General features: G+C 32.2%; 13 protein-coding genes. 5 read left to right on the forward strand and 8 right to left on the reverse strand.

The window, feature by feature from the left end:
- Window positions 1-69: 69 nt before the first annotated feature.
- Both LPB248_RS03595 and LPB248_RS03600 read left to right on the forward strand, forming a co-directional pair.
- On the forward strand, window positions 70-714 hold the full coding sequence (locus LPB248_RS03595; RefSeq protein ID WP_177210218.1) for an alpha/beta hydrolase: 645 nt from the start codon (window positions 70-72) through the stop codon (window positions 712-714).
- A 48-nt stretch (window positions 715-762) separates the two neighbouring features.
- Window positions 763-1,332, forward strand: coding sequence for a cysteine hydrolase family protein (locus LPB248_RS03600; RefSeq protein WP_177210219.1), 570 nt, complete (start codon window positions 763-765; stop codon window positions 1,330-1,332).
- An 82-nt stretch (window positions 1,333-1,414) separates the two neighbouring features.
- Here LPB248_RS03600 and LPB248_RS03605 read toward each other — a convergent pair whose 3' ends face one another.
- From LPB248_RS03605 to LPB248_RS03615, 3 genes are read right to left on the reverse strand one after another with little or no spacing between them, the layout of a single operon-like run.
- Window positions 1,415-1,843: a hypothetical protein gene (locus LPB248_RS03605; RefSeq protein ID WP_255463004.1), complete on the reverse strand. Its 429-nt coding sequence runs from the start codon at window positions 1,841-1,843 to the stop codon at window positions 1,415-1,417.
- Window positions 1,844-1,890: 47 nt separating this feature from the next.
- Entirely contained in the window at window positions 1,891-2,394 is a 504-nt protein-coding gene (locus LPB248_RS03610) for a hypothetical protein (RefSeq protein WP_177210220.1), read from the reverse strand.
- A gap of 12 nt (window positions 2,395-2,406) precedes the next feature.
- Window positions 2,407-3,171, reverse strand: coding sequence for an MBL fold metallo-hydrolase (locus LPB248_RS03615; RefSeq protein ID WP_177210221.1), 765 nt, complete (start codon window positions 3,169-3,171; stop codon window positions 2,407-2,409).
- 89 nt (window positions 3,172-3,260) lie between these two features.
- Here LPB248_RS03615 and LPB248_RS03620 point away from each other — a divergent pair, with 89 nt between their 5' ends.
- Complete coding sequence (locus tag LPB248_RS03620) at window positions 3,261-4,724, forward strand: TonB-dependent receptor (RefSeq protein ID WP_177210222.1); 1,464 nt, start codon at window positions 3,261-3,263, stop codon at window positions 4,722-4,724.
- Between the two features lie 248 nt (window positions 4,725-4,972).
- Here the strand turns inward: LPB248_RS03620 and bcp are convergent, their stop codons facing one another.
- The gene (bcp, locus tag LPB248_RS03625) at window positions 4,973-5,425 is read right to left on the reverse strand and encodes a thioredoxin-dependent thiol peroxidase (RefSeq protein WP_177210223.1); all 453 of its coding nucleotides are present in this window, start codon (window positions 5,423-5,425) and stop codon (window positions 4,973-4,975) included.
- Window positions 5,426-5,683: 258 nt separating this feature from the next.
- Here bcp and LPB248_RS03630 point away from each other — a divergent pair, with 258 nt between their 5' ends.
- Window positions 5,684-6,346, forward strand: a complete 663-nt coding sequence (locus tag LPB248_RS03630; protein WP_177210224.1) for an endonuclease III domain-containing protein — start codon at window positions 5,684-5,686, stop codon at window positions 6,344-6,346.
- Window positions 6,347-6,459: 113 nt separating this feature from the next.
- On the opposite strand, the gene LPB248_RS03635 is transcribed toward LPB248_RS03630, so the two are convergent.
- The 3 genes from LPB248_RS03635 to LPB248_RS03645 all read right to left on the reverse strand — a co-directional run bounded on the left by LPB248_RS03635 (window position 6,460) and on the right by LPB248_RS03645 (window position 8,852).
- Window positions 6,460-7,524: a tetratricopeptide repeat protein gene (locus LPB248_RS03635; protein ID WP_177210225.1), complete on the reverse strand. Its 1,065-nt coding sequence runs from the start codon at window positions 7,522-7,524 to the stop codon at window positions 6,460-6,462.
- Between the two features lie 548 nt (window positions 7,525-8,072).
- On the reverse strand, window positions 8,073-8,216 hold the full coding sequence (locus tag LPB248_RS03640; protein WP_167511684.1) for a hypothetical protein: 144 nt from the start codon (window positions 8,214-8,216) through the stop codon (window positions 8,073-8,075).
- Between the two features lie 51 nt (window positions 8,217-8,267).
- On the reverse strand, window positions 8,268-8,852 hold the full coding sequence (locus LPB248_RS03645; protein WP_177210226.1) for an RNA polymerase sigma factor: 585 nt from the start codon (window positions 8,850-8,852) through the stop codon (window positions 8,268-8,270).
- Window positions 8,853-9,377: 525 nt separating this feature from the next.
- Here LPB248_RS03645 and uvrA point away from each other — a divergent pair.
- Window positions 9,378-12,173, forward strand: a complete 2,796-nt coding sequence (uvrA, locus tag LPB248_RS03650) for an excinuclease ABC subunit UvrA (RefSeq protein ID WP_177210227.1) — start codon at window positions 9,378-9,380, stop codon at window positions 12,171-12,173.
- Window positions 12,174-12,261: 88 nt separating this feature from the next.
- On the opposite strand, the gene LPB248_RS03655 is transcribed toward uvrA, so the two are convergent.
- On the reverse strand, window positions 12,262-12,561 hold the full coding sequence (locus LPB248_RS03655) for a hypothetical protein (RefSeq protein ID WP_165352478.1): 300 nt from the start codon (window positions 12,559-12,561) through the stop codon (window positions 12,262-12,264).
- Window positions 12,562-12,634 lie beyond the last annotated feature (73 nt).

Below are 12,634 nucleotides of genomic sequence, written 5' to 3' on the forward strand. Positions count from 1 at the left end.
GTCAAAACTTTGTCAAAGTTAAGAACTGAAAATTTACAATTCACAACTTACAATTCACAATTAAAAAAAATGAATCTATCTTTAGAATATAAAAAAAGAGAACCAAAAGTAATTTTAGATAAAAATCCGTTATTGCTTTTATTGCACGGATACGGCAGCAACGAAGCCGATTTATTCTCTTTTGCTTCTGAACTTCCTGATAATTATTATATCATTTCTGCCAGAGCTCCTTACGATTTGCAATATGGCGCTTATGCTTGGTATGCGATTAATTTTGATGCCGACCAAAATAAATTTTCAGATAATGAACAAGCAAAAACTTCAAGAGATTTAATTGCAAAGTTTATTGATGAATTAGTAGCAAATTATCCAATTGATGCTAATGATGTCACTTTAATCGGATTTAGCCAAGGATCTATTTTAAGTTATGCAACAGCGCTTTCTTATCCAGAAAAAATTCAGAGAGTTGTCGCAATGAGTGGTTATTTTAATGAAGAAATCATCAAAGAAGGTTTTGAAAACAATGATTTCAAAAATTTAAAGTTTTTCGCTTCACACGGAACTGTAGATCAAGTTATTCCAATTGAATGGGCCAGAAAAACACCTGCTGCTTTAGAAAAATTAAATATTCCGCTTACTTATAAAGAATATCCTGTTGGACATGGAGTTGCTCCTCAGAATTTCTTTGATTTTAAGAATTGGTTGCTTAGCTAGTTTTCAGCCGCAGTTCTCAGTCGCAGTTTCCTCTAAATCCTTTATAAAATGAGCATTTCAAAACTTAATAATCCTGCATTAATTTTAATTGATATTCAAAAAGGTTTTCATGATGTTGCCTACTGGGGCGGAGATCGAAATAATGTTACAGCAGAAGAAAAAGCGGGCGAACTTTTAGAGCTTTGGAGAACTAAAAAATTGCCCATTTTTCACGTACAGCATTGTTCTTCAAATCCAAATTCGATTTTAAACGAAACAAATTTAGGTAATGAATTTCAGGATATTGTAAAACCTCTTGAAGGAGAAACAATCATCAAAAAGAATGTCAATAGTGCTTTTATTGGAACGAATTTAAAAGAGCTAATTGACACTGCCAAAATCACAAATCTTGTAATTGTCGGTTTAACTACAGATCACTGTGTTTCTACAACAACAAGAATGGCTGGAAATTTTGGTTACAATGTTTATTTGGTTTCAGATGCAACAGCAACTTTTAATAAAAAAGGTCTAAACGGAGAAGATTTCTCTGCCGAATTAATACACCAAACCGCTTTAGCAAGTTTAAATGAAGAATTTGCTCAGGTTGTTGCTTCTGATTTTATTAAAGAGATTATTTAGTATTCAGTCGCAGTTTTCAGTTTTGAATAGCAAAAAAAGTTGACAAAGTTCTAACTGAAAACTGCGACTGTGACTGTAAACTTTATTCTCCAGTATAAAGTATCTTCCCTGATTTTTTCAGAACATATCCTTTCCAAGGAATTAACTGCCAATCGCCGTTAACCCAAGAATCACCTTCTGATTTTCTTTCAAGGATGATTGATTCTTTTTGAGTATCAAGAAAAAGCTCAGCTTTATTTCCGTCAAAAATTACGTAGGAAACAGTAGAATACGTTTTTCCATCTTCAGCATGATTTAGTCTTGTACTGTTTTCAAAAACTCTAATACATTCTTTTTTAAGCGTAGACCAAGTATATCCAGCAGAAGCTTTACAGCCATGCGAATCGGAATCTCCTCCTACCGCAACTTCTTTTTGCGTCTCTTTCGGAGTTGTACTTGTATTTTCTTGAGAAACTTTTTTTCCGCAAGAAATTGCACTTGCTATAATCAAAAACAAAAACATCTTTTTCATAATCCTAAATTTATTTAAAGTTCAAAAAAAAATAGGATTATAAAATCCTATTTTTGATATAACCAAGTTTGATTTACTTCAAAGGTAATATTATCGTCGTTATCTACAAAGTATTTTAACAAGACTTCCCCCCATAATTCGCCATTACTGTAATCTGCAATGATCCATCTGTGGTTTAAAATTTTTACTTTATTGATGATGAATTTCTTTCCATCAATCATATCCTGACCTGTATAAGGATTCCCTTTTGGATTTGAATTGAAATCTAATAACTTTTCGGTTACAACTGGAATCAATTTTTCATATAGAATCACTTTTCCGCCAGAAGCGCTATTATCAAAGTAATTTTGTGCATTTTCATTATGTTCTAAAGAAAAATAATCAGCCTCTGCCAATTGAGTCTTTACTAGATTAATACTATCTCTTAGTTTCTTAGTTGTTTTATCATATCTATTCTGCGCAAATTTTACTTCACCGCTGTAGAACGCATAAGTAAACACATTCATTAAAATGGCAAGAATAAAAAGATAAAGCATTAAGGATTTTTTCATTGTGTGGTATAATTAAATTGTAATTTCTAGATTGTCGTATGCTAAGAAAACATTTTCAGGAAGCTTCTGCTGGACTTCTTCATGAAAGCCCAAAACATGACTAATATGCGTTAAATAGGCTCTCTCAGGTTTAACCAGATCAATAAAATCAAGCGCTTCTTGAAGATTAAAATGAGTATCGTGAGGTTCAACACGCAAAGCATTCACCACCAAAACTTTAATTCCTTTCAGTTTTTCAACTTCAGCTTGTTCAATGGTTTTTACATCGGTTAAATAAGCAAAATCTTCTATTCTGTACCCGAAAACCTGTAAATCACCATGCATAGCATTTATCGGAATTGCCATTTTATCTCCAACGGCAAAAGGCGCATTATTTTGCACTTCGATTGTTTTTACGCTTGGAGCTCCTGGATATTTATTTACGGTCTCGAAAACATAATCAAAACGGCGTCTTAGATTATCTAAAACACGCTTATGTCCGTAAATCGGAATTTCTCCTTGTCTGAAATTAAATGGGCGAATATCGTCTAAACCAGCAGTGTGGTCAGAATGCTCGTGGGTAAAAAGAATCGCATCGAGTTTTCGACATTCACAAGAAAGCATTTGCTGTCTGAAATCAGGACCACAATCAATAACATAAGAATGCTCGTCCCATGTTATCCAAATGGATACACGAAGCCTTTTATCCTTAGCATCAGTGCTTTTACAAACTGGATGATCGATTCCGATAATTGGAATGCCTTGAGAAGTACCTGTACCTAAAAAATAAACCTTCAATTGAACTTAATTTTTTTACAAAAATAGATTATTTCTCTTTCATTAGACTCCTAATTTACTAACTTTGTAACAAATCTATTTAAAACAAAATGGGTACAGAAATAAAACTCAAGGGTGACAAGGTCATCGAACAGATTCCTTCTATAAAAGACAAAGCGTTACGCATTAATTTAAACGAAAATATTTACGGAACATTTGCTGAGATTGGCGCTGGACAAGAGACCGTTAGACACTTTTTCAGATCTGGAGGTTCATCGGGAACTATTGCAAAAGCTATGTCTGCCTATGATAAAGATTTTAGTGATGCGGTTTATGGAGCCGAAAATGATGGAAGATACGTTACCGAAGAGCGTTTAAAAAAAATGCTTACCCATGAAGGACAAATCATCGAAGAGCGTTTAAGCCGAGAAAAACACCCAACAAAACTTTTTTTCAGTTACGCTAACACCGTTGCAACAATAGATTTTGCCAAACAATTCAAAGGTCACGGATGGGTTGGAATTAGATACCAAATTGAACCAGACGAAGCTTATAACGAAATTATCCTTCATATTCGTTTTAAAGAGACTGACGCTAGATTACAACAAGAAACACTGGGAATTTTAGGAGTTAACTTAATTTACGGTGCTTTTTACAAATACAATGATCCTAAACGATTACTTAGATATTTATACGATCACTTAGATAAAGATCAATTAGAGATCGACACCATCAACTTTTCTGGACCTCGTTTTGCCGATGTAGACAATCGTTTAATGAGTTTACAATTGGTTAAAAACGGAATGACAGATGCCGTAATGTTTAACCCAGAAGGAAAAAATATTTTACCAGCAGCTATCTTATACAAAAAGAACCTTTTAGCCTTAAGAGGAAGTTTTCGTCCTGTTACCAAAGTAAACATGGATATGTATGAGAAATCATTAAAAATGTTTCTTGAAGAGAATAAAGTCGAAAAAAACAATACGCTTGTTATTTTTGAAATCACACTTTCGAATTTACGTTCTGATGGAGAAATTGACGAACGTGACTTCATGGACAGAGCCGAATTGCTTTGTTCGCTTGGTCAGACCGTTATGATTTCGAATTTCCAAGAATATTATAAAGTTGTAGAATATTTCGCAAATTACACTAAAGCTCGTATGGGATTGGCAATGGGTGTAAATAACCTTGTTGATATTTTTGACGAGAAGTATTATCGTCATTTAAGTGGAGGAATCTTAGAAGCTTTCGGTAAATTATTCTACCGTGACATGAAAGTATTCTTATACCCAATGCTAGATGAAGATGGAACATTAATGAACTCAAACAATTTGAAGGTTCATCCTAGAATGAAAGAATTATATAAATTCTTTAAATTCAACGGAAAAGTGGTTGACATTGAAGACTACGATCCAAATATCCTAGATGTTTTCTCTAGAGAAATTTTAAAAATGATTAATCAAGGTAAAACGGGTTGGGAACCAATGCTTCCTCCAGGTATTCCAGAAATCATTAAAGAACATCATCTTTTTGGATATCATCCTGAGAAAGAATTAGAACAAAATAAGCAATAATAAAAAAGTCCCTCCTTGGGACTTTTTTTTGTTTCAAGTTTTCTTTGTTTCAGGTTTCAAGTTGTTTTACATGACGTTTAGTTTTAACGCAAAGCACGCTAAGTTTTCTTGTCTACGTTTATGCCAAAAATGCAAAGTTCGCAAAGCTTAATCTATATAAAGCTTTGCGAACTTTGCGTATATCTTAGCGTGCTTTGCGTTTAAATATAAGTCACAACAGATAACTTGAAACATGAAACTTGAAACAATTATTTCAAAATCTGCGAAGCGTGTTCTTTTGTTTTTACTTTTTCGATTACTTCTTCGATAATTCCTTTTTCGTCGATTACAAAAGTTGTTCTATGAATTCCGTCGTATTCTCTTCCCATAAATTTCTTTGGTCCCCAAACTCCAAACGCATTAATAACTGATTTGTCTTCGTCTGCGATTAATGGGAAAGGTAATTCATATTTATCTTTAAACTTAATTTGTGCTTTTGCACTGTCAGCACTCACTCCTAAAAGCTCGTAATTATTAGCTTGAAAACGATGAAAATTATCTCTCAAATCACATGCCTCCGCTGTACAGCCTGGAGTGCTCGCTTTTGGATAAAAGAAAACAACCAATTTTTTTCCTGCGTAATCTACCAATTTGTGTGTTTTTCCGTCTTGATCTATTCCAGAAAAATTTGGCGCTTTATCTCCTGCTTTTAATGTTGTCATATTTTTATATTTTAGATTGTTGATTTTAGACTTTAGATTAACAAAGATAACTCATAACTCAAAACTTTTTTCATGCCCCAGATTGCAGTTGAAACCCCGGAATTATGATAGTTTACATTTTTTGCATTTAAAAAGCGACCGAAGGAAGCTCTTTTAAATGCAAAAAAATGTAACTAGCATAATGAGGAGTTGAAACGGAAAGCTGGATTAGGCACATCATTAAAATTATACTATTTTTACAACATTAAAAATACGGAAATGAATAAAGAAGCTCGCGTACAATTTGTTATTGATAAATTAAAAGAACTCTATCCTACTATACCTGTTCCGCTTGACCATAAGGATCCTTACACGCTTTTAATCGCTGTTTTATTATCTGCACAATGTACCGATGTTCGTGTAAACCAAATTACACCTTTATTATTTGCAAAGGCCGATAATCCGTATGATATGGTTAAAATGTCGGTGGAGGAAATTAAAGAAATTATTCGTCCGTGTGGTTTATCTCCTATGAAATCTAAAGGAATTCACGGTTTATCTGAAATTTTGATTGAAAAACACAACGGAGAAGTTCCGCAGAGTTTTGAAGCGCTTGAGGCTTTACCCGCGGTTGGCCATAAAACAGCAAGTGTAGTAATGTCACAAGCTTTTGGTGTTCCAGCTTTTCCTGTTGACACACACATTCACAGATTGATGTACAGATGGAATTTATCTAACGGAAAAAATGTAGCGCAAACCGAAAAAGATGCCAAAAGATTATTTCCGAGAGAATTATGGAACGACTTGCATTTGCAGATTATTTGGTACGGCCGAGAATATTCGCCAGCACGTGGATGGAATCTTGAAAAAGATATTATCACCAAAACTGTCGGAAAGAAATCTCTCATTGAAGAACTTGAAAAAACAGTTTCAAAAAAATAAAGCACAAAGATTAAAAATCTTTGTGCTTTAATGTGCCAATTAGAAAATTAGGCAATGTGTTCAGAATCTATAGAAATTTTCTAATTATCAAATTTTCTCATTACGCAATTTATTTACATTCCCGCTTTTAAAGCATTATATTCTGCCGTCATATCAAGCGATCTATAAACACCTAGCAATGTTTTTGTTGCATCTGAATTTTTAGGCTCTAGTGTAAGTACTTTTTTCAGATATGGAATTGCACTTCTTGTAATATCATCTTTTCTTGCACTAAGCTTATCGTACTTCTGCATCTCAGCTGGAGTAGTTCCTAGTGAAGAAATTTCATCGGCTAAATCTTTCTTCATTTGTAGTTTTAAGTAAGCCAGATTAATATAGGCATCTACATAATTTGGACTCAATTCTAAAACATAATTATATACCGCTTCGGCTTTAGGATAATCTTTTCTTTCAAGGTATGCATAAGCAAGATTATTGTTTACTTCTATTTTTTTAGACGGTACAGATTCTGTTCTTGGTTTTTCATAAAATCCTTGTTGAATTGCTGATTCTCTAGCTTTTGGCGAAACAAAGGCATCTTCTTCTTTTGTTTTCTTGTTTGTAGCATAATACAAAACTCCTTTTCCAGAGAAATTAATCTTTTTCAAAAGTTCATAATAAGTAACTGCTGCATTGAAATCTTTTGCATTTATAGACGAAGATGCCGCATTATACAAGTTTATGGTGTCTTTTTTATCAAACTGATATACTTTATAACTTTTTTCTGCGCTCTCTTTAAATTTTCCAGCATTAAAATCGGCCATTGCGCCGTTTACAAGACTGGCTTTCATATCTTTTAAAGCCATATTTGCTTTAACTGTCCATTTAAATTTTCCTGATTCGTTTTCGTATAAAAATACATCTTGATACGATTGCGACGCTAATGTAAAATTATTAGCTGCATCTATATTTTTTACAGCTAAATCTTTTAAAACATTTCCTTTTAAGAAGTAGTAATCTGATTTATCTTCATCAGAAGCATTAAGAATAAGATATTCTGTTTTAGTTAAAATTGCCAAAGCTTCCTGGCTATTTCCTTTATCAAATAAAGACTGAGCTTCTTTAATTTTGTCTTTCTGTGCAAATGCGCCAATGCTTATCATCAATAAGAATGATAGCACTTTAATATTCTCTTTCATTTTTCGGTTAAGTTTTGGTGGTTAAATGATTTTCTTGTTTTCTTTTAAGAAATAGCAAAACAGATAATTAAACTGGTTTAAAAATTATCCTTACTATTATCTTGAGTAAACATTTGCTGGTTCAAATATTTTTCTCAAAATCAAATTAGCATCAAAACCTAACGTAATAAAGCAGGGTAGTTTTTTTTCATAAATAATTTTTTTTTGGGTTAAATATTTAATTCTTAGTTTATTATTTATACAATTCTCTATACAAACAAATTTCACAATACGAATAACACTTATTAAAAGCGCATTAAACGAAATAAAAATTAGTTTTTTAACTAAAATAGAATTAAAAAGTAAATAAACACATTAATTCCCATCATAATGTTAAATTTTAACAAAACAGAAGAAAAATGCTGTAAAATACTTATATTTTTTATTTATGAATATAAACAAACAAAAAACTCACTGTTTGTATAATAAAATATACGAACAGTGAGTTCTTCAACCAAAACGACCATTTGGTTTGTTTTAATAAACATCCGACAGGAGCAGTGGGCTGTTTAGTTAGCTATAATCTCAAAATTTTTATCATCAATCTTAACTACTGTCAAGGCTTTAGAATAATTCAATAAAAAAGAAACAACTTCTTTTTTAGGTTTAAGATTTTTAGAAGCTTGTGCTTTTTTTGAGTAAATTTTCCCCATACTATTCAAAATGTTTTATACTAGTATAACGGGCTAATTATCAAAATAGTATTAGTCGGTTAAAATAATTTGATGTTTTTCTATTATTTTTCTCAAATTCATTAACGCGTAACGCATTCTCCCTAGCGCAGTATTGATGCTTACGTCAGTTACTTCTGAGATTTCTTTAAAACTCATATCCTGATACATGCGCATTACCAATACTTCTTTTTGATCTTCTGGAAGTTCTTCGATTAATTTTTTTAAATCAATCTCGACTTGATCTACAATCATTTTGCCTTCTATTGTCAATGCATCGTCTGACATAATAGAGAAAATAGAAAACTCTTCTGTTTCTCTGTACATTGGCATTTTCTTTGTTTTTCGAAAATGATCTACGATTAAGTTATGAGAGATACGCATTACCCAAGGCAAGAATTTACCTTCTTCATTATACGAATTGCTTTTTAAAGTTTTAATAACTTTAATAAATGTGTCTTGAAAAATATCATTTGAAATATCTCTATCAGCAATCTTAGAATATATAAAACCATATATCTTAGATTCATGCCTTTTTATTAATGTCGCCAGTGCAGCTTCGCTACCGTCAACATAATTTTTTACTAATAGAGCGTCTGGAGTATGCAGATCAGCCATAATAACTACTTTTTTAGTTTTGTTTTAAAATTTGGAGTATTTTCTAAAAAGTAGTTTTCTTATATAGGCGTGGCTTTTTTGGGTTATGTTAATATTGTGACCAAATTTAACAAATTTTACTTTTAAAAAGCAAATAAAATCATTAATTATTATTAGTAAAACTTTTATTAATGTACAATAAACATAAATTTTACCTAAAAAGAGCTAAAAATCCGTAAAACCAAAGCTCGTAAAAAAGTTCAAAAACAAAACATAATTCCCTTACAATTAGCAAGATAAAACCGAATGACTGCACTAAATCTAAATTTAAATTACAATTTTTATCGAAATAAATTGACAATTATTCGACATTTTTCTCAAAAAGACTTTAAACAGCATCTTTTTATCTACTAAAATCAAATTCTTTGAACTGAAAAAGGTTGACCAAAAAGCATTTTAATTATGATAAAATAGTTAAGATTTGGAACTAAATCCTTAACAAAATCCAATTCAAAATTGATTACTTTTGTAAAAATTGACTTTTTTATGCAAATTGACCTTTCTAAAATAGATCCAAAATCAAATATTATAATTAAAGGAGCACAGGTACATAACTTGAAAAATGTAGATGTTGTTATTCCTAGAAATAAACTGGTTGTTATTACAGGCCTTTCAGGATCAGGAAAATCGAGTTTAGCTTTTGACACTTTATATGCCGAAGGACAAAGACGTTATGTGGAAAGCTTGTCGTCTTATGCTCGTCAGTTTTTAGGCCGTCTAGACAAACCAAAAGTAGAATACATAAAAGGTATTGCTCCTGCTATTGCGATTGAGCAAAAAGTAAATACAACCAATGCCCGTTCCACAGTTGGGACTTCGACAGAAATTTACGATTACATCAAACTTTTGTTTGCTAGAATCGGACGCACCTACTCTCCAATTTCTGGACAGGAAGTCAAAAAAAATACAGTTACTGATGTTATTTCTGATGTTAAGAGTCTTCCAATCGATAGTAGATGGCTGTTGCTTGCCCCTATTCATCTGGAAGAAGGAAGACAGCTCGAAGACAAACTAAAAGTGCTTTTACAGCAAGGTTTTGCTCGTATTTTGGTTGATAATGAAATGATTCGTTTAGATGAATTTTCGGCTTCAGATTTACATCAATTCGATAATAAAGACATACTATTAATTATTGATCGTATTGTTGTAAAGGAAGAAGAAGAATTTTACAATCGTCTGGCAGATGCCGTTCAGACTGCTTTTTTTGAAGGGAAAGGAATCTGTTATTTGCAAGAATTAAATGCAGAGAAGAGATTTTCATATTCGAATAATTTTGAACTTGACGGAATGACTTTTCTAGAGCCAAACGTGCATCTGTTCAGTTTCAATAATCCGTATGGAGCTTGTCCTGTTTGTGAAGGTTATGGAAATATAATCGGTATTGATGCCGACCTTGTGATTCCAAACACAGCATTGTCTATTTATGAAAGTGCTATTTATCCGTGGCGTGGCGAAAGCATGAGTTGGTATAAAGATGAATTGGTAAAACATGCCTATAAATTTGATTTCCCAATTCACAAACCTTATTTTCAATTAACCGAAGAACAAAAAGATTTAATCTGGACTGGAAATCAATATTTTCAAGGGCTAAATGATTTCTTTAGAGAATTAGAAGAAAAAAATTATAAAATCCAAAATCGTGTAATGCTTTCCCGCTATCGCGGAAAAACGAAATGTCATGTCTGTAAAGGCAAACGTCTTCGCGAAGAAGCATCTTACGTAAAAATCAATGGAAAAACGGTTTCTGATCTTGTTGATTTACCGATTAAACATTTGGTTACTTTCTTCAAAAACATTGAATTAAATCAGTACGAACAGCAAATTGCCAAACGATTAATGGTTGAAATCAATAATCGTTTGTCTTTTTTAACCGAAGTTGGATTAGATTATCTTACTCTCAATAGAAATTCTGCCACTCTTTCGGGGGGAGAATCTCAGCGAATTAACCTTGCAACTTCTCTTGGAAGCAGTTTGGTTGGATCGATGTATATTCTCGACGAGCCAAGTATTGGTCTGCACCCAAAAGATTCTGAAAGACTGATCAAAGTACTGCTTTCTCTTCGTGATCTTGGCAACACTGTAATTGTAGTTGAACATGACGAAGATATTATGAAAGCTGCCGATATGATTATTGACATTGGCCCCGAAGCTGGAACTTTTGGAGGAAAATTGGTTGCACAAGGAACTTATGATGAAATTTTAAAATCAGATTCTTTAACAGCAAAATATTTAAATGGTGATTTAGAAATTTCTGTTCCGAAAAAAAGAAGAAAATTCAAAAATCATATTGATATTATTGGCGCACGCGAAAACAACTTAAAAAACATAAATGTTACTTTTCCCTTAGATGTTTTAACGGTTGTCACAGGTGTTTCCGGAAGTGGAAAAAGTACTTTAATAAAGAAAATTTTATTTCCTGCCGTTCAGAAAAAATTGGAAAGTGCTTCTGAAAAAGCAGGACAATTTACCGAGATTTCGGGATCATTTTCACAAATTAAACATATTGAATATGTAGACCAAAATCCGATTGGAAGAAGCTCAAGATCAAATCCTGTTACCTATATCAAAGCTTATGATGATATTCGTGATTTATATGCGAAAGAAAAATTATCAAAAATAAGAGGTTATCAGGCCAAACATTTCTCTTTTAATGTCGATGGAGGTCGATGCGAAACTTGTAAAGGAGAAGGCTCTATAAATGTTGAGATGGTTTTCATGGCCGATGTTTCGCTACCTTGTGAAACCTGTGGCGGAAAACGATTTAAAAAAGAAATCTTAGAAGTTACTTTTGACAATCAAAATATCAATGACATTCTAACCATGACCATTGATGATGCGATTGCTTTTTTTGAAAAAAATAAGCAGGCAAAAATTACTCAAAAGTTACAACCATTGCAAGATGTTGGTTTAGGATATGTTCAATTAGGACAATCTTCTTCTACTCTTTCTGGTGGAGAAGCACAGCGTATTAAATTGGCTTCATTTTTAGTTAAAGGAGCTACAAAAGACAAAGCGTTATTTGTTTTTGATGAACCAACAACTGGTCTTCATTTTCATGATATTAAAAAACTTTTGGCTTCTTTTGATGCTTTAATTGAAAAAGGGCACTCGATCATTGTAATTGAACACAATCTTGATTTAATAAAATGCGCCGATTGGATTCTTGATTTAGGTCCTGAAGGAGGAGAAAACGGAGGTCACTTATTGGCATCTGGAACTCCAGAAGATATTGTAAAAGTAAAAGAATCTGTAACGGGTGTTTATTTAAAAGATAAATTATAATAACGCCCACTTTCAAATAACAAAGCCATAAATACAAGGATTAATTTGTATTTATGGCTTTATATTTTATTTCTCTTTTCTAATGTTTTTAAGCTACCAGACATCTTTCCTCAAAAGGAAGGCCATCTTCGTCAATAGCTACTAAAATCTTTTTCTGTTTTGAAGCCTCAAAAGTAAGATACAGCCATGCAAATGACCATAAACCTAGAGTTAAACAAAAAATCAAAAAATTTAAACTGTGATTAACCACTTTTCCACCTTTAGATAAAACTGCAAAAAGCAGTTCATCATTTCTTTCTTCTAAAGTAAATCCATTATGAACTTTGTTTGATATCATATTAGAAAATACTTGCATGCTTTGTTCATGGCTGAGATGATTGTACTTCATAATTTCTAATCTACAATTAATTCTGGTTACACTTTTATTTGTAATTTCCTGCAAAAGTATTTAATTTCAAAAA

This window comes from Flavobacterium sp. LPB0248 (assembly GCF_013388355.1).
GTDB lineage: Bacteria > Bacteroidota > Bacteroidia > Flavobacteriales > Flavobacteriaceae > Flavobacterium.

Bases quoted from the DNA above. Each gene is read 5' to 3' on its own strand.
- LPB248_RS03640 (WP_167511684.1), bottom strand. From the start codon at position 8,216: ATGGGGAAAATTTACTCAAAAAAAGCACAAGCTTCTAAAAATCTTAAA.
- bcp (WP_177210223.1), bottom strand. From the start codon at position 5,425: ATGACAACATTAAAAGCAGGAGATAAAGCGCCAAATTTTTCTGGAATA.
- LPB248_RS03645 (WP_177210226.1), bottom strand. From the start codon at position 8,852: ATGGCTGATCTGCATACTCCAGACGCTCTATTAGTAAAAAATTATGTT.
- LPB248_RS03610 (WP_177210220.1), bottom strand. From the start codon at position 2,394: ATGAAAAAATCCTTAATGCTTTATCTTTTTATTCTTGCCATTTTAATG.
- LPB248_RS03635 (WP_177210225.1), bottom strand. From the start codon at position 7,524: ATGAAAGAGAATATTAAAGTGCTATCATTCTTATTGATGATAAGCATT.
- uvrA (WP_177210227.1), top strand. From the start codon at position 9,378: ATGCAAATTGACCTTTCTAAAATAGATCCAAAATCAAATATTATAATT.
- LPB248_RS03655 (WP_165352478.1), bottom strand. From the start codon at position 12,561: ATGAAGTACAATCATCTCAGCCATGAACAAAGCATGCAAGTATTTTCT.
- LPB248_RS03595 (WP_177210218.1), top strand. From the start codon at position 70: ATGAATCTATCTTTAGAATATAAAAAAAGAGAACCAAAAGTAATTTTA.
- LPB248_RS03605 (WP_255463004.1), bottom strand. From the start codon at position 1,843: ATGAAAAAGATGTTTTTGTTTTTGATTATAGCAAGTGCAATTTCTTGC.
- LPB248_RS03620 (WP_177210222.1), top strand. From the start codon at position 3,261: ATGGGTACAGAAATAAAACTCAAGGGTGACAAGGTCATCGAACAGATT.
- LPB248_RS03600 (WP_177210219.1), top strand. From the start codon at position 763: ATGAGCATTTCAAAACTTAATAATCCTGCATTAATTTTAATTGATATT.
- LPB248_RS03630 (WP_177210224.1), top strand. From the start codon at position 5,684: ATGAATAAAGAAGCTCGCGTACAATTTGTTATTGATAAATTAAAAGAA.